Source organism: Streptosporangium lutulentum, from assembly GCF_030811455.1.
GTDB classification, from domain to species: domain Bacteria; phylum Actinomycetota; class Actinomycetes; order Streptosporangiales; family Streptosporangiaceae; genus Streptosporangium; species Streptosporangium lutulentum.
Map to the genome: position 1 here is coordinate 10252900 of NZ_JAUSQU010000001.1, position 25781 is coordinate 10278680.

The following is a 25781-nucleotide window of genomic DNA, read 5'->3' on the forward strand; positions in this document are numbered from 1 at the left end:
CTTAATTCACCAGATTCCACCAAATTATCACAGGCAAATAAGGTCTCGATGTTTGATCCTGGTGAATACCCACTCACAGTTGCTCAAGCTCAGAGTGGATGTTGGCCCTCGCCGCCGCCTCCAGATCGGCGATGCGGAAGATCGCCGGAAGGTCGAGCAGGGAGCGCAGCACGGCGGCCCTGCCGGCTCTGAAGGCGTCGTCCGGCACGAAGGAGTATTCCTCGCGCACGGCCGCCGCGTAGGTGGCGTAGATCCCGGGCGTGGCGGCCAGGATCGCCAGGTCGGCGTCGCACAGCACGGTCCCGTCCGCGTCGCCGGCCGCAGGATCGTGCGTGACGGTGAGCCTGACCAGCCGGGCCACCGTGGCCACCGCCTCGGCGGGCAGTCCCAGTTCGGGCAGCACGCGCTCGGCCAGTGTGGCGCTGCGCTCCTCGTTGTCACCACGCCGGGGGTCGTAGACGGCGTCGTGGAACCAGGCCGCGAGCCGTACGAGATCCGGATTCTCCGCGTGCTCGGCCAGGGTGTCGACGTGGGCGAGCACGGCCTCCAGATGGGCGGTCGTGTGGTACCTGCGGTGCGGCTCGCCGTAGCGGGCGATCAACTCCCGCCCGAGGTGCTCGGCGTCGGGCCCGGTCAGGGATCGCCAGCGGTCCATAAGCTCTGCGCTCATGCGACGGAGCTTAACTCCCAAAACATGACAGGGGATCGTGTTGTTCGGTCAGTGAGCGGGGGTGAACCGACCGTGCTCCCGCCGGTCCCCGGTCGTCTCCCGGCGATCGGCGGAAACGAGGCGGACGCCTCACCGCGGCCGCGGATCGCTCCCTGGGTCTTGTACGGCACGCGTTCCAGGAGGAACGTGAAGACGAGGCCCGCTGAGAGCGGGCCCACGGCTGAGACTCCGGGAGATCCAGAGCTCTGAAGACGTGAAGAGGGTGGCCGGTATGGGCAGGCGATCACGTAAGAGCAGGGCACGCAGGAAGCGCAAGGCCAATCACGGCAAGCGGCCGGCCGGTTAGAAACGCCCGCCGGGGGCGTCGCGAGAGGGCGGGGCCGAAGGCACCCGGGCTCGGTCGCCTCGGGGCGCGACCGGGAACACCCGCCGGAGCGGCACGAGCGGAGGTCACCGGAGACACGGGGACTCCTACCTAGCCGCGGCGGCCCCAGGAGGCCAGCAGCCGGGTCTGCGGATCGGTGCCGGAGGGCACCGGCTGCGGCTTCTCCGTGATCTCGGCCTGGCGGTAGTCGTTCGCCGCGTCGGAGAACCAGGTCTCACAGGCCTCGACCAGCTCGGGGTCGAGCCGTTCGTCGGCGCCGATGGCGCGGGCCAGGTCCCAGGTGTGGATGAGGACGTCGGCGAACAGTTCGGCGATGTACTCCGCACCGGGCACGTCGCCGAACGACAGATGGGTGACGCTGGTCAGGGAGCGTTCGCCGCTCGCCGCCTGGACGGCGCCCATGGCCGAGGCGTCGAATGCCTTGATCGGGTCGTCGCCGAGCAGGTCGCCGTCGAAGAGGTCGCCGATCTCCGCGGCGGCCCGTCCGGAGAGCAGCTCGGGAGCCTCCAGGTTCTCCTTGATGACGTGGTTGACCAGGGTGCGCACGTCCCAGTCGACGCATGGTGTCCGGGTCTGCCACTGGCCGGGCCCGATCTGGTGGACGAGAGCGCCGAAGTCGTCCAGCGCGCGGCGGTAGGCCTCACGGATGTCGATGGTCATCATGCCCTCCCGAGTCTTATCTCGACCGTAACTCGCGGATCGCCAGTAGTCATCGCGTCGATGAGGCATGACCATCAGGCGGATGCCTCACCCGATTGAGGCTTATGCGTCACCCGCCGGTGTGGGTTCATCCCGAGGTCATTTCACTGTCAGCAACCGGCCATGATATTTCGTAAAAATTCACCTCATGCGCAACATGACCTTCACCCCTCTGACCGCTGCCGTGGTCACCGGCCTGTTGTTACTCCCCTCCGCTGCCGTGGCCGAGTCCGGCCACGGCGGCATCAAGCTTTCTTTCCTCGGCCGATACGCCACGGGAAGCTTCGCCACCGGCGCCTCCGAGATCACCGCGTACGACGCTCGGACCCGGCGGGTATTCGTCGTGAACGCGCAGGCCGGCACCATCGACGTGCTCGACATCAGCGACCCGCGCAAGCCGCGCAAGGTCTCCACCCTGGCCACCCCCGGCGCCAACAGCGTCGCGGTCCAGAACGGTCTGGTCGCCGTGGCCCAGCAGGCCGCGGTCAAGACCGACCCGGGCAGCGTCGCCTTCTTCGACGCCAAAACCGGCAAGAAGCTGAAGCAGGTGACCGTCGGCGCGCTGCCCGACATGGTGACCTTCACCCCGGACGGCCGCCGCGCGGTCGTGGCCGCCGAGGGCGAGCCGTCCTCGTACTGCGAGGGGAAGACCGTCGACCCGGAGGGTTCGGTCAGCATCGTGGACCTGCGCCGCTGGACGGTGAAGACCGCGGGGTTCAAGAAGTTCGACGCCGGGGCGCTGCGGGCCAAGGGCGTCCGGATCTCCGGCCCGAACGCCACGGCCGCCCAGGACCTGGAGCCGGAGTACATCACGGTGGACGGGGACACGGCCTATGTGACCCTTCAGGAGAACAACGCGCTCGCGATCGTGGACCTGGACCGGGCGCAGGTCCGTGACGTCGTCCCGCTGGGGCTCAAGGACTGGTCCAAGAGCGGCTTCGACGCCTCCGACGAGGACGGGAAGACCGACATCCGGTCCCACCCCGTGAAGGGCATGTACCAGCCCGACGGGATCGCGCACTTCCGCGACCGCGGGCAGACCTACCTGGTCACCGCCAACGAGGGCGACGGGCGCGAGTGGGACTGCTACGCCGACGAGGTCCGGGTGAAGTCGCTGAACCTCGCGATGCCCGGCGCCGAGGCCCTGAAGAAGGACTCCGAGCTCGGCAGGCTGAACGTGGCCGCCGACTCGCCCAAGGACGCGAGCGGCGCCTACACCGAGCTGCGCACGTTCGGCGCCCGCTCGATCTCGATCAGGTCCGCCTCGGGAAAGCTCGTCTGGGACTCGGGCGACCAGCTGGAGCGGCTGGTGGCCAAGGAGCTGCCCGCCGACTTCAACGGCGACAACGAGGAGAACGGAACCTTCGACACCCGCAGCGACAACAAGGGCCCCGAGCCCGAGGGCGTCACGGTCGGTGAGGTTCGAGGCCGTACCTACGCCTTCGCGGGGCTGGAGAGGGTCGGCGGGATCGTCGCCTACGACGTGAGCGACCCCCGCGCGCCGCGCCTGGCCGACTACGTCAACACCCGTGACTTCGCCGGTTCGATCGAGGACGGCGACGCGGGGGACTCCGGTCCCGAGGGCGTGCTGTTCGTCCCCGCCTCGCAGAGCCCGATCTCCCGCCCGCTGCTGGTGGTCGGCAACGAGATCAGCGGCACCACCGCGATCTACGAGATTCGCTGAACCCGGTGACACCGGGGAGCGGCGGGCACTTCGTGTGAGCCCGCCGCACCCCGGTGCGCCGACGGTCCTGCCGTGGAGCCCTCACCCCGCAGGGGGAGGGCCCCACGGCAGTCTCTGTTCCACCCAGACGATCTTGCCCTTCGGGGTCATGCGCGAGCCCCAGCGGTGGGCGAGCCAGTTGATGAGGTAGAGCCCGCGGCCGGTGTCGTCGGTGGTGGAGGCCTCACGCATGACCGGCACGTCGGGGGAGTGGTCGGACACCTCGCAGAGCAGGGTGGGACCGCGCAGCAGACGCAACTCGACCTGGCCGTGACCGTGCTCGATCGCGTTGGCGACCAGCTCGCTGACCATGAGCTCCGTGTTGTCGGCGATCGAGGACAGCCCCCAGCCGGTGAGCGTGCTGCGGATGAAACGGCGGGCCTTCGAGGCGGAGATGGGCTCGGGGGGAAGGCTGAGCTCCACGACCTCGTTCTCGGTGAGCTCGCACACCCTCGCCAGCATGAGGGCGATGTCGTCACGCTCGTGTCCCGGACGCTGCGCGCTTATCGTCAGGTCGCAGACCTCTTCCAGGTCCTGGTCCTGGCCGGAGAGCAGGCCGCGCAGCGCGCTGATGCCCTCGTCGATGTCCCGGTCGCGGCTCTCCACCAGGCCGTCGGTGTAGAAGGCCAGGACGGTGCCGTGCGGGAGGGTGAACTCGCGCATCTCGGCCGGTTCGTTGCCGATGCCCAGGGGGAGCCCGGGAGGCAGCTCAAGCAGCTCGGTCTCGCCGCCCGGCCGTACCAGGATCGGCGGCACGTGCCCCGCGCACGCTATCTCGCAGAGCTGTGTCACCGGGTCGTAGGTGGCGTACACGCACGTCGCGATCTGGCTGGCGTCCAGGTCCTGGCTCATCCGGTTGAGCCGGAACAGCACGTCGGCCGGGCTCAGGTCCATGCTGGCCAGTGTGCGCGCGGCCGTACGGAGCTGACCCATCGTGGCGGCGGCCCTGATGCCGTGTCCCATGACGTCGCCGACCACGAGCGCGACCCGGCAACCGGGCAGCGGGATCACGTCGTACCAGTCGCCGCCCACCCCCACCAGATCGCTCGCGGGCAGGTAGCGGGAGGCGATCGTCAGGCCCAGCGGCTGGTAGAGGTCGACGGGGAGCAGGCTGCTCTGCAGGGTCAGCGCGGTACGGCGCTCACGGCTGTAGAGCCGGGCGTTGTCGATGCAGACGCCGGTCCTGGCCGCCAGTTCCTCGGCGAGGTTCACGTCCTGCTCGTCGAAGGGGTGGCTGTCGGGTCTGCGGGTGAAGATGACGAAGCCGAGCACCTGCCCGCGCGCCTTCAGCGGGACCACCAGGAAGGAGCTGTCCTCCAGCACGCTGGAGACCGAGTCGCGCTTCCAGAACCGCCCGATCTCCTCGGCCGTCCGGCGGCCCAGACGGGGGTAGAGGATGGGGTTGCCGGTGGCCATGCATCGGGCGTAGGGCGTCCAGGCCTCGTAGACGGCGACCTCGTCCACCGGGAACGCGTTGGCGTACACGCCGGGCGAGGGGTCGGACACGCCGACCGCGATCCTCCGCACCGGCGCGGTGCCGTCGGTGCTGCGCTGCGGGAACTCACCCTCGGTCACCAGCCGGTCCTGCACCAGGATGCCCGCCGCGTCCGCGAAACGCGGTACGGCGAGATCCATCAGCTCCCTGCCGGTCTCGAACATGTCCAGGGTGCTGCCGATTCGTTTGCTCGCCGCGTTGAGCATGGAGAGCTGCTCGTGCAGTGAGGCGGGGCTGCTCATTCGAAAGCCTGGCGTCGCTGGGTCCTTGGTGACGAAACGTGGCTTCACTCGCTCCACCGGGGTGCCGGCACCGGGGTCCACCAGGTGTCCAGTTGGAGGTCTTCGGCGATGGCGTTGGCGCCGTTGTATCCGGGGGCCGCGGAGACCGAGCCGCCGGGGTGGCTGCTGGCGCCGCAGAGGTAGAGGCCGTCGATCGGGGTCCTGTACCGGCCCATCTCGGGAACCGGCCGGTTGCCGCCCAGCTGCGAGGGTTCGTACGCGCCCACGTGATGGCTGCCGCGCACCATGTTGACGCAGTGCCGCTCGATGTCGAGCGGGGAGAAGACCCGCTTGCCGAGGACGGTGCCTCCGGCGAGGTTGGGGGCGTACTCGGACCACTCGGCGAGCAGCCGCTCTCCCACCTCCTCGCGCCTGTGGTCCCAGTTCGCCGCGTCCCCGTCGAGGTCGTACGGCGCCCAGGGCCACCAGAACGCCACGTGCTTTCCGTCCGGCGCGTACGAGGGGTCGAACAGCGACGGGCACGCGCCGTTGCCCGCCAGCCGGTCGGGTAAGCGTCCGTCGTGGATCTGGTCGAAGGTACGGCCGAGCTGCTCGCTGTCGTCGGCGCCGAGCACGACCAGGAAGGCCCGGTCCACATCGGGCTCGAACTCGGCGGCCGTGTAGCGCGGCGGCTCCTGGAGCGCCAGATGGAGGGTGACCAGGCTGTGCCCGGCCCACTTGTAGTTCTCGATCTTGCTCGCGATCTCGGCGCCGAAGTTCTCCGGACCGGCCAGCCGCACCGTCTGGGGGGCGTCCACGGAGCTGGCCACGAACCGCCGGGCCCGCAGGACCTCACCCGTGGCCAGCCTGACACCGGTGGCCCGGCCGTCGTCGAGGAGGATCCGCTCGACGTGAGCGCCGGTGACCACCGTGCCGCCGTGCTCCTCGATGACGGCGCGCAGCGCGCTCGCCACGTTCCCCGCCCCGCCCACGGGCACGCCGAGGCGCGCGATGCGAGAGAGCAGCCGGGGGAAGAAAGCGCCGGTGCCGGGCACGTTCTCGATCGAGATCGCGTGCAGGAAGGACTTGAACAGTGCTCTGACCTGCTCGCTCTCGAAGTTCCTGTCCACGGCCTCGTACAGCGACAGGGGCATGTAGCTCATCAGGTCGCGGCCGAGGTCGCCCTTGACCTGCTCGGCGAGCACGGGCGGGGGCAGCGGCTTGGAGTAGAGGAAGCCGTTCATCAGGCCCCTGGCCGCCTCGGCGTAGCGCTCGTACAGCTCCAGCCACCGGTCGGCGTCGGCCCTGGAGAAGCGGGCCATGGACTCGGCGGTGCGCTTGGGATCGGTGTAGACCGTGATCGCACGGCCGTCCCTGAAGATCGTGGCGTGCTGGGTCTCGGGATAGACGTACCGCAGGCCGTACCGCTGGAGTTCCAGGTCGCCGGGGACCGGGCCCTCCTCCAGGAAGTGATAGCTGCTGTGGGTGTTGTGCCGGAAGCCGGGAAGGGTCAACTCCTGGGTGGTGCAGCCACCCCCGGCCTCGTCGTTGCGCTCCACGACCGCGACGGATAAGCCCGCCTTGGCGAGGTAGGCGGCGCACGTCAGCCCGTTGTGGCCTCCGCCCACGATGACGCCGTCGAACTCCGTCACGTTCCCTCCAGGCCACTTTGGCTGCTTTTAGGGAGGATTGTAAAGAATGATCTAGTTTCGCCGCCCTTGTTTGGCCGAGATTCATGGATATTTCTGGATCTAGTGGGGCTTACTGGTCATAGAGGGAGTGGAGGGGTTGGAGGTCACGCCGGGCTACAGGGTGGGCAGGCCGGCCAGCGCCGCGTCGATCTGCTCCTGGGGAAGCGGGAAGTCCTCCATCTGCCCGGACAGATAGCGGTCGTAGGCGTTCAGATCGAAGTGCCCGTGCCCGCACAGCGTGGTCAGCAGGACCTTGGGCTCACCCGTCTCCTTGCACCGGAGCGCCTCGGCGACGACCTCGGCCAGCGCGTGGGCCGGTTCGGGCGCCGGGACGATCCCCTCGGTTCTGGCGAAACGCAGCCCCGCCTCGAAACACTCGGTCTGGCCCATGGCCGACGCCTCGAACAACCCCAGCTCGTAGATGTGTGAGAGCAGGGGCGACATGCCGTGGTAGCGCAGACCGCCCGCGTGGATCGGATCGGGCACGAAGTCGTGGCCCAGCGTGTGCATCTTCAGCAGCGGGGTGAGCCCGGCGGCGTCGCCGAAGTCGTAGGCGTAGGTGCCTCGGGTGAGCGAGGGGCAGGCCTCGGGCTCGACGGCCCGGATCACCGGGTTCATCCGCCCGGCCAGTTTCTCCCGGAGGAAGGGGAAGGTCAGCCCGGCGAAGTTGGAACCGCCGCCCGCGCAGCCCACGATCAGATCCGGCACCTCGCCGAACGCGGCCATCTGCTCGAGCGCCTCCTCGCCGATCACCGTCTGATGGAGCAGGACGTGGTTCAGCACGCTGCCCAGCGCGTAACGGAAGTCCGGGTTCGCCGCCGCCGCCTCGACGGCCTCGCTGATCGCGATGCCGAGGCTGCCCGGCGAGTCCGGGTGGTCGGCCAGGATCCGGCTGCCCGCCGCGGTCACCGAGGACGGGCTCGCGTGCACGGTCGCCCCGTACATCCGCATCAGGCTTCCGCGGTGCGGTTTCTGGTCGTGGGAGGCGCGGACCATCCAGACCTCGCACTCGATGCCGTACTGCGCGCAGGCGAACGCCAGGGCCGAGCCCCACTGGCCCGCTCCGGTCTCCGTGGTCAGGCGCCTGACCCCCTGCTGCGCGTTGTAGTAGGCCTGGGGAACGGCGGTGTTCGGTTTGTGCGACCCCGAGGGAGAACCGCCTTCGTACTTGTAGTAGATCTTCGCGGGGGTGCCGAGATCGCGTTCCAGCCTGCGGGCGCGGATCAGCGGGGTCGGCCGCCAGAGGCGGTAGACGTCGCGGACGCTCGGGGGGATCGTGACGAAGCGCTCGGAGGTGATCTCCTGGTCGATCAGTTCCATCGGGAACAGCGGCGCGAGATCGTCCGGGCCGACCGGTCGTAACGTGTCCGGACGCAGCGGCGGTGGAGGCGGAGCGGGCAGGTCGGCCACGATGTTGTACCAGTTGCGGGGGATCCGGGACTCGTCGAGCAGGACTCGGACGGCGTCGTTCATCGATTACCTCCGGTTGCGAGGGCCGGTCCTCCGGGGCCGGGAGGAGCCGGGGACGGTGCTGGGCGGGGTCTGTCGCTGTGGTCGGGCGGCCGTGGCGGTTCGCGAGGCCTCGGACGAGGCTGTTGATCCATCCAGTGTCACCCCCATTACCCGGCGTAGTCCCCCGTTTGGGCTTTCCTTCCGGTCACCGCTCCGCGGGCCTGAGCCCTATAGGGAGAAATAAGATGATTTAGGCGATTTGATGGAGTGGGAAATGCGGCCGGTCCCGCACGGTGTGGCCGACGCTCCGTGCTTCGGTAGATCCGCTCCGAGGGGTTTATCCGTAATTGTTGGGAGTGGTCTAGCTGTGGCATGAGGTTGTTTGTGGCGATAAAGGTGAATTATTACTGGTATGACTCAGGTAACACGTGGTAACCGGCGTCTCAGGTCGCACGGCGTCGCCTCCGCCCTGGTGCTCGCCTCGGCGTGTGGCCTGCTGCCACTGCCCCACGTTTCCGCCGCGATCGGTGCTTCACGATCATCGCCGGACGCGCCGGTCCCTCCGGGCTTCGATCTGGAGATGACGGGGACCTCGACGGAGTCCGTCCAGGGCTCGGACGGATCGTTCCGGCAGTTCACCGTCATCATGGACATGAAGAGCAAGAGCCGGGAGCCCGTGACGATCGTGGGGATCGGCCGGAGCGGGCCGGGGCTGACGTTGCTGTCTCCCGAGAAGCAGGACGCCCAGGTGCTCCACCCCGACCGGAGTCTCGGCTTCAGTCTGAAGTACAAGATCGTCGATTGTGCGGCCGTCCCGAGGGGAGACTGGCCGATCCCTGTCCGCGTGGAGGTCTCCGGCGTCCAGAAGACCGTCTACGCCCCCCTTCAGGCGCTCGATTCGGGTCGCGAGGGGAGGCAGGCCGGCACGCCCTGGCAGGCCGTTTTGTCGACAGAGGTGTGCGCTGGTTCCTCTTAGTGCTTTCTGGGCCATTTAGGGCAGATGGAGGCCCATCTCTGCCCGGTCCGCGTGGACGGCGCGCCGCACGGCCGACGGATTCACGAGAGGGAGCCGTTTCCGCTTCCGTTTTCAGGTGATAGACGGAATCTGAACATTTTCCGGTAGACGCATTATCCGTTGACGCGCCTACGGCCGATTCGCCATATTTGCGAAATGGTTTCTTTACGCCCCATCGCAGGAGCGATCCTCACATCCGTTCTCCTGGCTGGTTACGCCTCCAGCCCGGCCAGTGCCACGACCCAGGAGTCCTCCGCAGTCTCCTGGGCCGAGGCGGCCGCGCGGCCCGCCAACGGCAAGATTCTCTACGACCGCATCAGCGGTGGCCAGGGTATTCTCCGGGTCAAGAACGGCACCACCAAGGACGCTGTCGTCACTCTCGTCCGCGGCAAGACCAAGGCGATCAGTGTCTTCGTCCGGGCAAAGTCGAAGGCGACCGTCGACGATGTCAGAGACGGCACCTACCGGATCTACTTCACCAGCGGTTACAGGTTCAGCACCTCCAAGGGCAGGTTCGCCCGGAGCGCCTCTTACCAGCGCTTCGACAGGCAGTTGACGTTCACCACGAGCGCGACCCGTACGAGTGGTTGGGAGCTGACCCTGAACACGGTCAAGGGCGGCAACGCCAGAACGAGCGGCGTCAACCCGAAGGACTTCCCCAGCTGATCGCCGCGCTCACCGGAAACCGCTCGCGGGCATCGTCGAACCACGGCATGCCCCACCGGCCGGTGACCGGATGATCACGGACCCGCACGGGGAGGAATTCACGGCTTCACCCGCCGAACCCGGGAAAAACCCATTGGGCGGGTAGCGAGCTGGAAGCAGGGAAAAGTCAGACGAAAATCGAAAGGCCAGGTCACCCGTAGGTGGGGTGACCTGGCCTTTCGCCATCACCTCCCCGGTTCCGGCCGTGGAACATCGATCATCCCGGAGCCCGAGGCCCCCGCCGAAGGCGCGCGGAGACGAAGGAGATCGGGGAACCCCGTCGCCGCTGCTCCGTCAGCGGCCCGCCGCCGTCACCCGGGAGTCAGGGCGAGGACTCAAGCCCCGGTCGGCCGGTTCCTGGCTTCGTGCTCGCGAGCGTGCCGGGCTTCCTGGTCCAGGAGCATGATGCCGTCGGGGCGGCCGCCCATGTGATCGAGACGGGCACCCCTCAAGAGGCTTGAAGGCACGTGCGTCCGGATCCGGCCCGGCTCGCGACGGGACTTCAGGATGTCCCGGATCCAGATCACGGCCGCCCCGCCGAACACCACAACAAGGACCCATGTGAATGCGTTCACCGTGCTTCTCCTCCTCTGCCGTTCTGCGCGGAGGGGCGCGAAACACACACCCGCTACCGCTGACAGTAGAAGACGTGATCGGCCGGCGCGAATGCCGGCCGAGGGGCGGACGAGGCCGCCTCCGGCGCTTGTCCAGGTCGTGGTCCCGGCGGAGAGCGCGATGGCCGTGCCGGGCCGGACGAGCGGCGCGGCATGCGAAGCTCTCACTCCCCGAGCGGTGGCGCGGCCCCGGCTACGTCGGCGACACCCCGGCGGCGGCCGATGGGGCAAGCCTCAAGGAGCCGATGACGCGCGCGGGGCACGCCTCGGCGCGAGCGGCGTCGAACCGTCGGCACGCCGGTCGAGACCGGGACGGGCGCTCAGGGGGCACGTGAGAAGGCCACGCCGAGAGACGAAAAAAAGGTTAATGGCGCGCAGGTGGCACGGAAGGTCGGAAAAACGTCCCTGAATAACAAAAGGCCAGGTCTCCGTATGCCGGTTGACCTGGCCTTTCGCCATTTGGAGCGGACGACGGGAATCGAACCCGCGTAGCCAGTTTGGAAGACTGGGGCTCTACCATTGAGCTACGTCCGCACGAGCCGGTGTCAGTCTGGTCTAGACTTCTTCCGTTCGACAAGGCGTAAGCGTACCGGAGTTCCGGAGCATACGCGTACGCGACTTACCGGGGTGTGGCGCAGCTTGGTAGCGCACCTGCTTTGGGAGCAGGGGGCCGCAGGTTCAAATCCTGTCACCCCGACAGGACAGTACGAGGCAGGGCCGCTTCCGATCATCGGGAGCGGCCCTCTTCGCGTTCTGGGTGACCGGCCGGGTGGCAACCGCCGTGACCGGCCGCGGCCGGTCACGGCGTCGGAGGCCGCGCGGGGGGAAGGTGATGGTGCCGTACGGGGAGCGGGCGGCTCAGACGGTGCCGCTGAAGAGGGCCCAGACGGCCTTGCCGCCGCGGTTGAGGTGGTCCCAGCCCCAGCACTCGCTGTAGGTCTCCACGATGTAGAGGCCCCTGCCGTTCTCCGAGATGAAGTCCGGTTCCTTGGGAGTGGGGATCTCGTCGCTGGGATCGGCCACGGCGAGGAGTACGTGGGGGGAGAGGCGCAGCAGCACCAGGGTGATCGGTGTGGTCTCGGCCCGGCTGGGCGGGCACAATGCGTAGCGGACCGCATTAGTGACTAGTTCCGAAACCACTAACGCTGCGTCATCGCTGAGCGATGCCAAGCCCCAAGCGCGCAGCGTGGAGCGGGTCACGTCCCGGGCGGTCCTCACGGAATCGGCCTGCCGGGGGAGCGGACACGCGGTGGCGTCCGAACCGTTGGCCGCAAGGAGATCGTCGAAGCCGCCCTCGCGGGTCGCCCGCAGGTAGGCGGCAGCCGATTTTGGCTCCTCCACCATCCTGCCGGTACCTCCCGCTGTCATCGTGAGTCTCCGCACCAGTTGTGAGTTTTAAGAGCTTGTGCACCTTAAGCCCAATATGCACTAGGCCATCATGGGTCACGGGAACGTCGGCTGCAAGACCCAAATGCACGTGCAGCTGCAATGTGCAGCAGCATGATCGCTCGCTCCGGTAACTTGGTGAATCGGGCGTCGAGTTCAGACCTTGTCATAGTGGCCGGAAGTAGTGACACTGTGTGCGCTGGCCCAAGTGCAGAGGGAGGCGAAGTGACGCAGGTTCAATCGGGATCAGGTCCCACAGCTCTACGTATTCTCCTGGGATCCCAACTGCGTCGCCTGCGTGAGGCCAAGGGGCTCTCGCGGGAAGAGGCCGGACATCTCATCCGTGGTTCCGAATCCAAGATCAGCAGGATGGAACTCGGACGGGTCGGGCTGAGAGAGCGTGATGTGGCGGATCTGCTCACCTTCTACGGCGTGGAGGCCGAGGGGGTGCGGTCGGCGGTCATGGACCTCCTGCTCAGAGCGAACGAGCCCGGCTGGTGGCATCGCTTCAACGACCTGCTGCCCTCGTGGTTCCAGACCTACGTCGGGCTGGAGGAGGCGGCCTCCCGGATCCGCACCTACGAGGTGCAGTTCGTGCCGGGCCTGCTGCAGACGCAGGAGTACGCCAGGGCGGTCATCACCGCGGGGAGCGCGGGTGTCGCGCCCGAGGAGATCGCACGCCGCGTCGACCTGCGGATGGAGCGCCAGCGGGTGCTCGAACAGCCCGACGGTCCCTTCTTCTGGGCGGTCATCGACGAGGCCGCGCTGCGACGCCCCATCGGCGGCGCGGAGGTGATGCGGGCACAGCTGGAGCGGCTGCTGGACCTCATGCGGCAACCGAACATCACGATTCAGGTGATGCCGTTCAGCTTCGGCGGTCACAGCGCCGAGGGCGGCGCCTTCAGCGTGCTGCGTTTCAACGACAACGAGCTTCCCGACGTGGTCTACGTCGAGCAGCTCGCCAGCGCCCTCTACCTCGACAAGCGTGAGGACGTCGACCGCTACAGCGAGGTCATGGAACGTTTGTGCGCGGTCAGCACCACTCCGGGCGAGACGAACGACATCCTGCGCCGGATCATTAAGGACGCCTGAACGGCCGAGGTCGCTCTGAGGTATGGGTCTGCCCTAGACTGGCCAGCGGGCGCTGGACACCCGCCGCAGTGGAGCATGCCCTAATCTCGCATGTATCAATGGCTGTGCCCGGTGCCGCTCATGTGGGCGCGGCGCGCGAGCTTGCCGCGGTAGCCGTACGACTTGACGCGCCCGCGATCACTCGAAGCTTTATCAAGGAGACCACCCCGTGAAGACCGCTGTCGAGGAGCTCAGCCCGACCCGGGTAAGGCTCACTGTCGAGGTGCCGTTCGAGGAGCTCGGCGAGAGCCTGCAGGCGGCGTACAAGAAGGTCGCGCAGCAGGTGCGCGTTCCCGGGTTCCGCCCCGGCAAGGTTCCGGCTCGGATCATCGAGCAGCGTTTCGGCCGTGCAGTGGTGCTGGAGGAGACCCTCAACGACGCGGTGCCCAAGCTGTACGGCCAGGCCGTCGACGAAAGTGACATTTTCCCGGTCAGCCAGCCGGACATCGAGGTCACCAAGATCGAGGACGGTGAGCAGGTCGAGTTCACCGCCGAGGTGGACATCCGTCCCAACTTCGACGTTCCCGACTACCAGGGCCTTGAGATCACCGTCCCCGTATCCGAGGTCTCGGACGAGGACATCGACACTCAGCTGGACGCCCTTCGCCAGCGGTTCGCGACGCTGACCGGTGTCGAGCGCCCCGCCGCCAACGGCGACTACGTCGTCATGGACCTCGCCGCCGCGATCGACGGTGTGAACATCGAGGAGCAGCAGGCCAACGACGTCTCCTACGAGGTCGGCGCCGGCTCGGTGCTGCAGGGCCTGGACGACGCGCTGGTCGGCATGTCCGCCGGTGAGACCAAGGACTTCACCACCAACCTGGTCGGCGGCGAGAACGCCGGCGAGGACGCCGTGGTCACGATCACCATCAAGAACGTCAAGGAGAAGGTCCTCCCCGAGCTGGACGACGAGTTCGCCCAGCTCGCCAGCGAGTTCGACAGCCTCGACGAGCTCAAGGACAGCATCCGCGAGCAGGCCCGTCGCAACAAGCTGATCGACCAGGTGGTCCAGGCTCGCGAGAACGCCCTGGACGCCCTGCTCGGCAAGATCGACATCCCGCTGCCGGAGAGCGCGCTCACGGTGGAGGTCAACAACCGTAAGCACAACCTCGAGCACCAGATCGCCGAGAGTGGCCTGAGCAAGGAGGCGTACTACCGCCTCTACCAGACCACCGAGGAGGAGCGCTTCGCGGAGTTCGACGAGAGCGCCGCCAAGGCGCTCAAGACCGGCTTCGTCCTCGACAAGATCGTCAAGGCCGAGGAGCTCGGTGTCAGCGAGCAGGAGCTGACCGACTTCGTGGTGCGCCGCGCCATGCAGATGAACGTCGCCCCGAACACGCTCGCCCAGCACCTGGCCGACAACGACCAGCTCACGCTGGCCATGGTCGAGATCGTCCGCGACAAGGCCAAGAGCGTCGTCGGTGATGCCGCGAAGGTGACCGACGAGGCCGGCAACGAGGTCGACCTCAAGGCCATCTACACCGAGATCAACGGTGAAGAGGTCGTCGAGGAGCCCGCCGAGGCCGAGACCGAGACCGAGGACGCGAAGTAGGTTCTCGCCGCGACAGGAGCGACGCACGCGACGCTCGTGAAACCCCCGCCGTGTCCGCACGGCGGGGGTTTTCCGTCCACCGGGTCCTCGTTCCACACGGGGCCTCGCGCGATGGGGCCTTCCGCGTCGCTGTGGCCTACGTCCCTCCCGGGCGCCAGGACCGGGGCTCGGCGCCCGGGAGGGACGTTTCGACACCCGGAGCCCACCCCCGCGGTGCCGGGGCCGTACCCGGCGTTCACGGCCGCTGTCGGCGCGTCGCCGTCTCGTGGAGCGCGCGGACGGCCGGACGGTCCGTACGAGAACCGCCGTCGCGGGCCGATGGGCACCCGGACCTCCTCGGAGGCCGCGGGCGGCCTTCCTGCCCGCCCCGGAGGGTGCTTGCCGGGGCGAGGACGGGAAAACGAGACCGCGGGCCGGAAACGAGCAGTTCACGCCGGGATGAGATGAGTTCCGCGGACCGCGTGTGAAGATCCGGGATAACGCCGACACGCCAGGCGTGCGCGGGTGTGAAGTGGCTTGTGAGGCCCCTTTGACGCGGCCGGAAACCTGGTGGGGAGCATGCGCCGTCAGCGAACAGCACGTTGAGGGGGCATGTCCGGTAGGCGGCGCGCGTTAAGGTCACAAGCAAAGCCAATCGATTACGACGCATCGGAAGGTGACGCTGTGACCAGCCCGCCGACCTTCTACCAGCCGACCGGCTCCGGGCCCGAGTCGATGAGCCAGCCGAATGGCTCGTTCAGGCTCGAAGACCAGCTCTACCAGCGGCTGCTGCGTGAGCGCATCATCGTGCTGGGCACCCAGGTCAATGACGATATCGCCAACCGAATCTGTGCCGAGCTGCTCCTGCTCGCGGCGGATGATCCCGACCGAGACATCTGGCTCTACATCAACTCGCCAGGCGGATCGGTGACTGCCGGCATGGCGATTTACGACATGATGGAATACGTGCCGAACAACGTGTGCACGGTTGCGATGGGTCTGGCCGCCTCCATGGGGCAGTTCCTCCTCTGCGCCGGCGCACCGGGCAAGCGTTACGCCCTGCCGCACGCTCGCATCATGATGCACCAGCCGTCCGGTGGCATCGGGGGCACCGCCGCCGACATCGCCATCCAGGCGGAGCAGATGCTCTACGTCAAGAAGACTCTTGCCGAGCGCATCGCCTTCCACACCGGCCAGGCGCTCGAACAGGTCGAAGCCGACTCCGACCGTGACCGTTGGTTCACGGCCGAGGAGGCCAAGGACTACGGCTTCATCGACCAGGTCGTCCGGAGCGCGCGGCAGGTGCCCTCAGCGGGCGCCGTCTCCTGAAAGGGCACAAGGTGAGTGAGTTGATCCGGCCGGGAGATATCAACGGCCGCTACGTTCTTCCGTCCTTCACCGAGCGCACGTCGTACGGCATGCGGGAGATGAACCCGTACGCCAAGCTGTTCGAGGATCGCATCATCTTCCTCGGCGTGCAGGTGGACGACGCGTCAGCCAACGACGTCATGGCGCAGTTGCTGACACTGGAGTCGCTCGACCCCGACCGCGACATCAGCATCTACATCAACTCGCCCGGTGGTTCCTTCACCGCCATGACGGCGATTTACGACACGATGCAGTTCGTCCGGCCGGAGATCCAGACGGTCTGTCTCGGTCAGGCGGCCTCGGCCGCGGCGGTCCTGCTGGCCGGCGGCACGCCGGGCAAGCGGTTCGCCCTGCCGAACGCCCGCCTCCTGATCCACCAGCCCTCCACCGAGGGCGGCGGCCAGGGAAGCGACATCGAGATCCAGGCGCGGGAGATCCTTCGGATGCGCTCGCAGATGGAGGGGATCCTGTCGAAGCACTCGGGCAAGACCGCCGCCGAGATCCGCAAGGACATCGAGCGCGACAAGATCCTTGACGCCGAGGAAGCCAAGGCGTACGGGCTGATCGACGACATCATCCCGTCTCGCAAGAAGCTCGCCAAGGCCATAGCCTCGTAATGAGGCATATCGCACCGGAACCGTGCCCAATCGGGCACGTTCCGGTGCGACTCGCCGCTAGGGGGCTCACTATGGGCTCAGAAGACGGTAACGTCGAAACCTGAGCGGGATGACTTTTCGCACCGGGTATCGGGCCGGTCGGAAGAAACGGACCGCGGCAGCCAGGGCGGTCCCACGCAAAGGAGTATCTGGGGTGGCACGCATCGGCGACGGGGGAGACCTACTGAAGTGTTCTTTCTGCGGAAAGAGCCAAAAGCAGGTCAAGAAGCTCATCGCCGGGCCCGGCGTATACATCTGTGATGAGTGCATCGATCTCTGCAACGAGATCATCGAGGAGGAGCTCAGCGAGTCCTCCGAACTCAAGTGGGACAGTCTGCCGAAGCCGAGGGAGATCTACGAGTTCCTCGACGCCTACGTCATCGGTCAGGACCAGGCGAAGAAGGCTCTCTCGGTGGCGGTTTACAACCACTACAAACGGGTGCAGTCCGGTGAGCGCGGGCGTGACGACGGTCTCGAACTGTCCAAGTCCAATATCTTGCTCCTGGGCCCCACGGGTTCCGGCAAGACGCTGCTCGCCCAGACGTTGGCGAAGATGTTGAACGTTCCGTTCGCCATCGCCGACGCCACCGCCTTGACGGAGGCGGGCTATGTGGGCGAAGACGTCGAAAACATACTTCTCAAGCTGATCCAGGCCGCTGACTACGACGTCAAGAAGGCCGAGACCGGCATCATCTACATCGACGAGGTCGACAAGATCGCTCGTAAGAGCGAGAATCCGTCGATCACCAGGGATGTCTCCGGCGAGGGCGTGCAACAGGCCCTGCTGAAGATCCTGGAAGGCACGACCGCGAGTGTGCCGCCGCAGGGTGGCCGCAAGCATCCGCATCAGGAGTTCATCCAGATCGACACCACCAACGTGCTGTTCATCTGCGGTGGGGCCTTCGCCGGCCTCGAGAAGATCATCGAGTCCCGGGTCGGCAGGAAGGGCATTGGATTCAATGCCATCATCCGATCCAAGGAAGACGTCGACAACTCCGACATTTTCGGGGATGTCATGCCCGAGGATCTGCTGAAGTTCGGCATGATCCCCGAGTTCGTCGGCCGGCTCCCGGTCATCACGAGCGTGCACAACCTCGACCGTGAGGCGCTCATCCAGATCCTCACGGTGCCGCGCAACGCCCTGGTGAAGCAGTACCGGCGACTGTTCGAGCTGGACAACGTCGAGCTCGAGTTCACCGACGACGCCCTGGAGGCCATCGCCGACCAGGCGATCCTGCGAGGCACCGGCGCCCGTGGTCTGCGGGCGATCCTGGAGGAGGTCCTCCTGTCGGTGATGTACGAGGTGCCGTCACGGCAGGATGTGGCGCGTGTCGTCATCACCCGTGAGTCGGTGCTGGAGCACGTCTATCCGACTCTCGTGCCACGGGACCAGCTCACCAAGCAGCAGCGTCCACCGCGCGAGAAGTCCGCGTAGTTTCGACGTTCCCGGTTCGAGCAACCGGGTTCGTACGGCCGGCGCCCCCGCAGGGAGATCCTGCGGGGGCGTCGCTGTTTCCCGTCCGGCTCCTGGACCCGCGTGGCCCGCGCCCCGTTCGTCGGTGGTGCCGTCTCCGGCCGCCGGATTTCCGGCGGCTCCGGTCGTCAAGGACGTGGCTGCCCGGCGGCCCTGCTTTCCGGCGGAATCGAGAGGCGCCCGGACCTACCGGATCAGCCGGTGGAGCAGCGCGGCGTAGTCGTCGAACGCCGGGACCACTCGATTCGGCTCCTTGGCCTCGTCATCCCAGCGGCGCAGCCGTACCGCGTCCTGGGCGTACGGCTCGGCGTCGAACTCGGCCACCTCCTTCGGGCCCATCGGCCCGCCCTGCACGCCGAGCGTGTAACGCGAGGCATCGGAGAGCAGGTCGTAGTAGGAGCTTTCCACCGCGCACAGATAGCGCTTGGCCGCCACGTGCAGCCGGATCGGCTCGGTCACCTGGGGGCCGAACCACTGCCCGAGCCAGTCGGCGCCGACGTGGCTGTGCCGGTTGTCGGTGCCGCCCATCAGGTCGTGCCCCGTGACCTCCCCGGTGAAGTGCCCCACGTCGTGCAGCAACGCCGCCGCGACCAGACCCGGAGAGGCCCCGGCCTCCCGGGCGGATGCCGCGGCCTGAAGCATGTGCGCCGCCTGAGTGACCTCCTCGCCCAGGTAGTCGTCGGCGCCGGGACCCTCGAACAGCGCCCGCAGGTTGGCGATCACCGCGTTCCGGCGGCGAAGCACGGCCAGGTTGCCGGCGAACCCGTCCAGATCGGCGTAGCAGCCCTGCAGATGCCGGTCCCCGGTGTCGGCGAAGCCGGTCCTGGCGTGCAGGACCCGGGTGTTGTCGAAGATCACGCAGTCGCCGGGGCCGAGCCGGAAGTTCACCTGGAGCTCCGGCCGGTAAAGGATCTCCGCGAACGCGCGGTAGGCCGCGTAGAAGTTCTCCGTCCGCTCGTACGGCAGGCGTACAGGCCGCAGGGAGCGGTTGTTGAACCTCACCTCGCGGATCCTGCCCAGCGGGTCCAGGCCGATCATCGGGCGGTGGGCGGTCAGTTCCGTGCCGGCGTCGCCGTACCGGAAGGTGACGGGGGTGCGGGCCAGCAGTTCGAAGGCGTCCGGATCCTCAGCGCGCAGCAACGCGGCCGCGTGGAAGCCGTCGACCAGGCCGGACTCGCCGCCCTCCACCGCGTTGGACAGGCAGTGCAGCAGTTGCACCGTCGGTACCGGGTCGCGGTAGGGATTGTCGGTGTGCGGGGTGATCGGCAGCCCGGTGAAGGCCAGATTCACCGGAGTGGCCTCGACCCGCACGTCGAACAGCTTGCCGTAGTTGGTCTCACGCACGTAGCCGAAGGCTCCGGCCACCTCCAGCACCGTCCCCGGCTCGACGGGCACCTCGCGCAGGAGGACGAAGCCCGTGCGCAGCACCGCTTCGAGACACTCCTGCCGGTGGACGGGGTCGGCGAGGAAACGCCGCCAGTCTCCCTCCGGTGGGGTGATCGTGGCCCACAGGTCCTTGGAGTCCTCGGTCCTGTCGTCGTAGGAGGTGCCGTCCAGCGTGTGGGCGGTCAGCCAGGCGGGGTCGAACCGGCTGGTGTGGCCGTCGCTGAAGGTCACGGTGGAGCCGTCGGTTTCGACGATCTCCACCTCCGGATCCAGATCGGTGATGCCGAACAGCTTCTGGCCGTTTCGGGGGTCGCGGCACGCGGGACAGGGACAGTTGTCACGCAGCCAGATGGCGGGGAATGCGAGGTTCACGTTGAGATTTCCTTGGTTCCCTGGGTTGCCGTGGTCGCCGTCGCCGACGAGCGGATGAGAGTGCTGGCCTGTACCGAGTTGTGCACGGTGAAGGCGACGGCGTCGCCGAGGTAGCGGTCGTCGGACCATTCCAGCGGCCGGTCGGCGGGGTCGGTGGTACGGCGGAGCTCGCGCAGCAGAGGGGTGCGAGGGCGGACACCGAGCAGATCGGCGTCCTCGGCCTCGGCCGGGATGGCGCTGACGGTGTGCTCCGCGTGGGCGAACACCACGCCGAGCTCCTCCAGCCGGATGGTGACGGACTCGTCGTCGCCGTCGATGACGATCCCGCCGACGAGGGCGCCGATCCGCTCCACGTAGGCGGTGCGCTCCACCATCACCGGTCGTCCGGACAACAGCCGGAGCCGGGTCAGGTGGTAGATCCGCGCGCCGGGGTCGAGCTCCAGCTTGCCCGCCTCCAGCTCCGTCGGCTCGCGCCGGACCAGGGACACCAACCGGCCGCTGGGCGTCTCGCCGATCGACGCCGCCCACTGCGAGAAGCTGTGCAGCTGGCTGAAGTTCTGCACCAGCGTCTGCTGGAGCACCAGCCGCCGGGTTCCCTTGCGGGAGGAGATCAGCCCGTCGGCCGCGAGCACGGTGAACGCCTGGCGGACGGTTCCGCGTGAGGCCCCGTAGCGCTCCGCCAGCTCGCTCTCCGAAGGCAGCCGCGAACCGGGCGGATGGGTTCCGTCGGCGATGCCGGCGCGCAGTTCGTCGGCGAGTCGGCGATACAGAGAGGACATGTACCGACAAGTTAGAAGATGTATAGACACCTTGCAAGTCTTAAAACTGTGGGGCATCGACCACTCGGACGTCCCTAGAATTGGACATCGTGACGACGCCAGAGCTGCCTACCCAGTACACACCCGCCGACGTGGAGACCCGGAGCTACGAGCGCTGGGTATCGGAGGGATACTTCACCGCGGATCCGAGCAGCGAGCGCGAGCCGTACAGCATCGTTCTGCCCCCGCCGAACGTGACCGGTGTCCTGCACATCGGTCATGCCCTCGACCACTCGGTCCAGGACGCGCTGACCCGCCGGGCCCGCATGCGCGGGCAGGAGACGCTCTGGCTGCCCGGTATGGACCACGCGGGCATCGCGACCCAGAACGTCGTCGAGCGCGAACTCGCCAAGGAAGGGCTGTCCCGGCACGACCTCGGCCGTGAGGACTTCGTCGAGCGCGTGTGGCAGTGGAAGGAGGAGTCCGGTGGCAAGATCCTCGGCCAGATGAAGAAGCTCGGCGACGGTGTCGACTGGTCGCGCGAGCGCTTCACGATGGACCCCGGACTCTCCCGTGCCGTCCAGACGATCTTCAAGAAGCTCTTCGACGACGGACTCATCTACCGCGCCGAGCGCATCATCAACTGGTGCCCGCGCTGCCTGACCGCGCTGTCGGACATCGAGGTGGAGCACAGCGACGACGAGGGAGAACTCGTCTCGATCCGTTACGGCGACGGTGACGACTCCATCGTGGTCGCCACCACGCGAGCGGAGACCATGCTGGGTGACACGGCCGTCGCCGTGCATCCGTCCGACGAGCGCTACGCGCACCTGATCGGCCGTGAGGTGGAGGTCCCGCTCACCGGGCGCCGCATTCCGGTGGTCGCCGACGAGCACGTCGACCCGGCCTTCGGCACCGGAGCGGTCAAGGTCACCCCGGCGCACGACCCCAACGACTTCGAGATCGGCCGCCGCCACTCGCTGCCGTCCATGACGATCATGGACGAGCGGGGCGTGATCACCGCCCACGGCCCGTTCCAGGGTCTCGACCGCTTCGAGGCCAGGCCCGCGGTGGTGGCCGCGCTGCGCGCGGAGGGCCGGATCGTCGCGGAGAAGCGGCCCTACCTCCACTCGGTCGGCCACTGCTCGCGCTGCAAGACCGTGGTCGAGCCGCGGCTCTCGCTCCAGTGGTTCGTCAACGTCTCACCCCTCGCCAAGGCCGCCGGTGACGCGGTCCGCGAGGGCCGGACGAAGATCCACCCGCCGGAGCTGGCCAAGCGTTACTTCGACTGGGTCGACGACATGCACGACTGGTGCATCTCGCGGCAACTGTGGTGGGGTCACCGAATCCCCGTCTGGTACGGCCCGGCGGGCGAAGTCGTCTGCGTCGGCCCCGACGAGTCGGCGCCCGAGGGCTACGTCCAGGACCCGGACGTCCTCGACACCTGGTTCTCCTCCGGTCTGTGGCCGTTCTCGACCCTCGGCTGGCCGGACAGGACGGCGGAGCTCGCCAAGTTCTATCCGACCTCCGTCCTGGTGACCGGCTACGACATCCTGTTCTTCTGGGTCGCCCGGATGATGATGTTCGGCATCTACGCGATGGACGGCGAGCCGCCGTTCCGGACCGTGGCGCTGCACGGCATGGTCCGAGACCAGTACGGCAAGAAGATGTCCAAGTCGTTCGGCAACGTGGTCGACCCGCTCGACTGGGTGGAGCGCTTCGGCGCCGACGCCACCCGCTTCACGCTGTTGCGCGGAGCCAACCCCGGTTCCGACGTGGCGATCAGTGAGGAGTGGGCCGGCGGCTCGCGCAACTTCTGCAACAAGATCTGGAACGCCACCCGCTTCGCGCTGATGAACGGCGCGGCGGTCGGGGAACTCCCGACCGAGGAGCTCACCGCCGCCGACCGGTGGATCCTCTCCCGGCTGCAAGAGGTCGTGGCGTCGGTGGACACCGCCTTCGACGAATTCGAGTTCGCCAAGATCTCCGACCTGCTCTACCACTTCGCGTGGGACGAGGTCTGTGACTGGTACCTCGAACTTGCCAAGATCCAGATCGCCGCGGGTCAGGAGCACACCCGGCTCGTGCTTGGCCATGTCCTCGACTCGCTGCTCCGGCTGCTTCACCCGCTGGTGCCCTTCGTGACCGAGGAGCTGTGGAGGGCGGTCACCGGTGGGGAGTCCATCGTGGTCGCGCCGTGGCCGACGGTTCAGGAGTCGCTGCGCGACCCCTCGGCGGAGGAGGAGATCCTGGCCGTCCAGGGGCTGATCACCGAGGTCCGCAGGTTCCGCTCCGACCAGGGCCTCAAGCCCGGCCAGCGGGTCGTGGCGCGGTTGTCGCTCGCCGGTACGGCTATCGCCTCGCATGAGGGAGCCATCCGGTCGCTGCTCAAGCTCGACCAGCCGGCGGAGTCGTTCGCGGCCACCGCCCGTCTCGACGTGGGCGGGATCGTGGTGGAGATCGACACCGCGGGGACGATCGATGTGGTCGCCGAGCGCAAACGCCTGGAGAAGGACCTCGGGGTGGCTCAGAAGGAGGCCGCGCAGGTGGCGGCCAAGCTCGGCAACGAGCAGTTCATGGCCAAGGCGCCCGATGACGTGGTGGCCAAGGTCCGGGCTCGTGCCGCGCAGGCCGATGAGGACATCGCGCGACTGACCGCTCAACTGGCGACGCTCTCCGCGGGCTGAGTACGCGTTCGAGCAGGGGTTTTTGACCGGAAGCCCGAAGTCTTTTGACTTCGGGCTTCCGTGTTTGGAGGCTGTCGGCTCGGGGAAGACCTAGTTGTTACCGGGAAGTGGGCCCTGGCAGTCCAAGGAGACTGCTAGAGTTCTTAACGCAGGGCGAGCTCCTGCAGCCCCCTCTGGAAGATCACCGACAAACCTGATCATGTTTCAAGTTTTTGACAAAGACCGGGTGTCGGAGTAAGTTAGAGGGGTTGCCCTGGAAACAGGGCAGTCGAGATCCTAGCGGATTTCGCGGGTTCGATGGAAACGGATGCGCAAGCGCCGATTTCACTCGGACCGGGCGGGCCTGCTAAGATCGGAACACAGAAACGAACACAGCACAACAGAAAACACAACGAACGCCCCGGATGGTCGGCCCCGATGGGCCTGGTCACTCCGGTGTACGCGTCCGTTTCTTGAGAACTCAACAGTGTGTTAAAAGCCAGTGCATGATGCACAACCCCGTTCATCCCACCCTTCGGGTGGGGGACGGATTCCTTTGGTTGATACACGCGCCCCTCTTGTGTGAGGGGCGGGTGCTTTCAGCTGGGGTGAACTTTTTCAGACATTGTTTGGAGAGTTTGATCCTGGCTCAGGACGAACGCTGGCGGCGTGCTTAACACATGCAAGTCGAGCGGAAAGGCCCTTCGGGGTACTCGAGCGGCGAACGGGTGAGTAACACGTGAGTAACCTGCCCCTGACTCTGGGATAAGCCCGGGAAACTGGGTCTAATACCGGATACGACACCTCCTCGCATGGGGTGGGTGTGGAAAGTTTTTCGGTCAGGGATGGACTCGCGGCCTATCAGCTTGTTGGTGGGGTAACGGCCTACCAAGGCGACGACGGGTAGCCGGCCTGAGAGGGCGACCGGCCACACTGGGACTGAGACACGGCCCAGACTCCTACGGGAGGCAGCAGTGGGGAATATTGCGCAATGGGCGAAAGCCTGACGCAGCGACGCCGCGTGGGGGATGACGGCCTTCGGGTTGTAAACCTCTTTCAGCAGGGACGAAGTTGACGTGTACCTGCAGAAGAAGCGCCGGCTAACTACGTGCCAGCAGCCGCGGTAATACGTAGGGCGCAAGCGTTGTCCGGAATTATTGGGCGTAAAGAGCTCGTAGGTGGCTTGTCACGTCGGGTGTGAAAGCTTGGGGCTTAACTCCAGGTCTGCATTCGATACGGGCTGGCTAGAGGTAGGTAGGGGAGAACGGAATTCCTGGTGTAGCGGTGAAATGCGCAGATATCAGGAGGAACACCGGTGGCGAAGGCGGTTCTCTGGGCCTTACCTGACGCTGAGGAGCGAAAGCGTGGGGAGCGAACAGGATTAGATACCCTGGTAGTCCACGCTGTAAACGTTGGGCGCTAGGTGTGGGGACCTTCCACGGTTTCCGCGCCGTAGCTAACGCATTAAGCGCCCCGCCTGGGGAGTACGGCCGCAAGGCTAAAACTCAAAGGAATTGACGGGGGCCCGCACAAGCGGCGGAGCATGTTGCTTAATTCGACGCAACGCGAAGAACCTTACCAAGGCTTGACATTGCCCGGAAACACTCAGAGATGGGTGCCTCTTCGGATCGGGTGACAGGTGGTGCATGGCTGTCGTCAGCTCGTGTCGTGAGATGTTGGGTTAAGTCCCGCAACGAGCGCAACCCTTGTTCAATGTTGCCAGCAACACTTTCGGGTGGTTGGGGACTCATTGGAGACTGCCGGGGTCAACTCGGAGGAAGGTGGGGATGACGTCAAGTCATCATGCCCCTTATGTCTTGGGCTGCAAACATGCTACAATGGCCGGTACAGAGGGCTGCGATACCGCAAGGTGGAGCGAATCCCTAAAAGCCGGTCTCAGTTCGGATTGGGGTCTGCAACTCGACCCCATGAAGTCGGAGTCGCTAGTAATCGCAGATCAGCAACGCTGCGGTGAATACGTTCCCGGGCCTTGTACACACCGCCCGTCACGTCACGAAAGTCGGCAACACCCGAAGCCCGTGGCCCAACCAGCTTGCTGGGGGGAGCGGTCGAAGGTGGGGCTGGCGATTGGGACGAAGTCGTAACAAGGTAGCCGTACCGGAAGGTGCGGCTGGATCACCTCCTTTCTAAGGAGCACCGACCGTGCAGCGCAAGCTGCGGGGTCTACGTCACGGTCAGGGGCGAATGTTTCCTGCGTGACACGCTCATTAGTGGAGCACTGGCTAATCGGATGATCTGGGTCTCGCCCGGGTCGGTTGGTACCGCCTGAACCCCTGTGGGGGGACAGGAGTGGGAAGACCGCTCAGGGAGCACGGATGGGTTCGGACACACTGTTGGGTCCTGAGGAAACGGACCGGGTGCG

At 66.8% G+C, this 25781-nt stretch carries 19 protein-coding genes, 2 tRNA genes and 1 rRNA gene; 12 read left to right on the forward strand and 10 right to left on the reverse strand.

The window, feature by feature from the left end; genetic code table 11:
- Positions 1–73: 73 nt before the first annotated feature.
- Positions 74–670, reverse strand: coding sequence for an HD domain-containing protein (locus J2853_RS46110; protein ID WP_307568434.1), 597 nt, complete (start codon positions 668–670; stop codon positions 74–76).
- Positions 671–941: 271 nt separating this feature from the next.
- Between J2853_RS46110 and J2853_RS48100 the strand changes: the two genes are divergently transcribed.
- Positions 942–1016 carry a 50S ribosomal protein bL37 gene (locus J2853_RS48100; protein WP_370879562.1) on the forward strand — a complete coding sequence of 25 codons (75 nt, stop codon included), beginning with the start codon at positions 942–944 and terminating at the stop codon, positions 1014–1016.
- A gap of 129 nt (positions 1017–1145) precedes the next feature.
- Here the strand turns inward: J2853_RS48100 and J2853_RS46115 are convergent, their stop codons facing one another.
- Positions 1146–1715, reverse strand: coding sequence for a TIGR03086 family metal-binding protein (locus tag J2853_RS46115; RefSeq protein WP_307568436.1), 570 nt, complete (start codon positions 1713–1715; stop codon positions 1146–1148).
- Positions 1716–1902: 187 nt separating this feature from the next.
- Here J2853_RS46115 and J2853_RS46120 point away from each other — a divergent pair, with 187 nt between their 5' ends.
- Entirely contained in the window at positions 1903–3438 is a 1536-nt protein-coding gene (locus tag J2853_RS46120) for a choice-of-anchor I family protein (RefSeq protein WP_307568437.1), read from the forward strand.
- Positions 3439–3519: 81 nt separating this feature from the next.
- On the opposite strand, the gene J2853_RS46125 is transcribed toward J2853_RS46120, so the two are convergent.
- The 3 genes from J2853_RS46125 to J2853_RS46135 all read right to left on the reverse strand — a co-directional run bounded on the left by J2853_RS46125 (position 3520) and on the right by J2853_RS46135 (position 8357).
- Positions 3520–5214, reverse strand: coding sequence for an ATP-binding SpoIIE family protein phosphatase (locus tag J2853_RS46125; RefSeq protein ID WP_307568439.1), 1695 nt, complete (start codon positions 5212–5214; stop codon positions 3520–3522).
- Between the two features lie 44 nt (positions 5215–5258).
- Complete coding sequence (locus J2853_RS46130) at positions 5259–6845, reverse strand: phytoene desaturase family protein (protein WP_307568440.1); 1587 nt, start codon at positions 6843–6845, stop codon at positions 5259–5261.
- A 153-nt stretch (positions 6846–6998) separates the two neighbouring features.
- Positions 6999–8357, reverse strand: coding sequence for a TrpB-like pyridoxal phosphate-dependent enzyme (locus tag J2853_RS46135; RefSeq protein ID WP_307568442.1), 1359 nt, complete (start codon positions 8355–8357; stop codon positions 6999–7001).
- 391 nt (positions 8358–8748) lie between these two features.
- Here J2853_RS46135 and J2853_RS46140 point away from each other — a divergent pair, with 391 nt between their 5' ends.
- Positions 8749–9312, forward strand: coding sequence for a hypothetical protein (locus J2853_RS46140; protein WP_307568444.1), 564 nt, complete (start codon positions 8749–8751; stop codon positions 9310–9312).
- A gap of 195 nt (positions 9313–9507) precedes the next feature.
- Positions 9508–10017, forward strand: a complete 510-nt coding sequence (locus J2853_RS46145) for a hypothetical protein (RefSeq protein WP_307568446.1) — start codon at positions 9508–9510, stop codon at positions 10015–10017.
- 374 nt (positions 10018–10391) lie between these two features.
- On the opposite strand, the gene J2853_RS46150 is transcribed toward J2853_RS46145, so the two are convergent.
- Together J2853_RS46150 and J2853_RS46155 are read right to left on the reverse strand one after the other, a co-directional pair.
- Complete coding sequence (locus J2853_RS46150) at positions 10392–10631, reverse strand: hypothetical protein (protein WP_307568447.1); 240 nt, start codon at positions 10629–10631, stop codon at positions 10392–10394.
- 499 nt (positions 10632–11130) lie between these two features.
- Positions 11131–11204 (reverse strand) — tRNA-Gly (locus J2853_RS46155).
- 89 nt (positions 11205–11293) lie between these two features.
- On the opposite strand from J2853_RS46155, the gene J2853_RS46160 reads away from it, so the two are divergent.
- Positions 11294–11367: transfer RNA gene (locus tag J2853_RS46160), tRNA-Pro, on the forward strand.
- Positions 11368–11528: 161 nt separating this feature from the next.
- On the opposite strand, the gene J2853_RS46165 is transcribed toward J2853_RS46160, so the two are convergent.
- On the reverse strand, positions 11529–12038 hold the full coding sequence (locus tag J2853_RS46165; RefSeq protein WP_307568449.1) for an ATP-binding protein: 510 nt from the start codon (positions 12036–12038) through the stop codon (positions 11529–11531).
- A gap of 243 nt (positions 12039–12281) precedes the next feature.
- Here J2853_RS46165 and J2853_RS46170 point away from each other — a divergent pair, with 243 nt between their 5' ends.
- From J2853_RS46170 to clpX, 5 genes are all read left to right on the forward strand, one after another.
- Positions 12282–13148, forward strand: coding sequence for a Sco1979 family transcriptional regulator (locus J2853_RS46170; RefSeq protein ID WP_307568451.1), 867 nt, complete (start codon positions 12282–12284; stop codon positions 13146–13148).
- 208 nt (positions 13149–13356) lie between these two features.
- On the forward strand, positions 13357–14739 hold the full coding sequence (gene tig / locus J2853_RS46175) for a trigger factor (RefSeq protein ID WP_307568453.1): 1383 nt from the start codon (positions 13357–13359) through the stop codon (positions 14737–14739).
- Between the two features lie 663 nt (positions 14740–15402).
- Positions 15403–16047: a ClpP family protease gene (locus J2853_RS46180; protein WP_370879508.1), complete on the forward strand. Its 645-nt coding sequence runs from the start codon at positions 15403–15405 to the stop codon at positions 16045–16047.
- An 11-nt stretch (positions 16048–16058) separates the two neighbouring features.
- Entirely contained in the window at positions 16059–16703 is a 645-nt protein-coding gene (locus J2853_RS46185; RefSeq protein ID WP_089213729.1) for an ATP-dependent Clp protease proteolytic subunit, read from the forward strand.
- A gap of 193 nt (positions 16704–16896) precedes the next feature.
- Positions 16897–18177: an ATP-dependent Clp protease ATP-binding subunit ClpX gene (gene clpX, locus J2853_RS46190; RefSeq protein WP_307568457.1), complete on the forward strand. Its 1281-nt coding sequence runs from the start codon at positions 16897–16899 to the stop codon at positions 18175–18177.
- A 225-nt stretch (positions 18178–18402) separates the two neighbouring features.
- Here the strand turns inward: clpX and tmpA are convergent, their stop codons facing one another.
- Positions 18403–19974 (reverse strand): 2-trimethylaminoethylphosphonate dioxygenase, encoded by a 1572-nt coding sequence (gene tmpA, locus J2853_RS46195; protein ID WP_307568459.1) that lies wholly within the window; start codon positions 19972–19974, stop codon positions 18403–18405.
- Entirely contained in the window at positions 19971–20753 is a 783-nt protein-coding gene (locus J2853_RS46200; RefSeq protein ID WP_307568462.1) for a GntR family transcriptional regulator, read from the reverse strand. The genes tmpA and J2853_RS46200 overlap by 4 nt, the downstream gene beginning before the upstream one ends.
- Before the next feature lie 80 nt (positions 20754–20833).
- Between J2853_RS46200 and J2853_RS46205 the strand changes: the two genes are divergently transcribed.
- Positions 20834–23419 carry a valine--tRNA ligase gene (locus J2853_RS46205; protein WP_370879509.1) on the forward strand — a complete coding sequence of 862 codons (2586 nt, stop codon included), beginning with the start codon at positions 20834–20836 and terminating at the stop codon, positions 23417–23419.
- A 605-nt stretch (positions 23420–24024) separates the two neighbouring features.
- Positions 24025–25545 (forward strand): 16S ribosomal RNA (locus J2853_RS46210).
- Positions 25546–25781 lie beyond the last annotated feature (236 nt).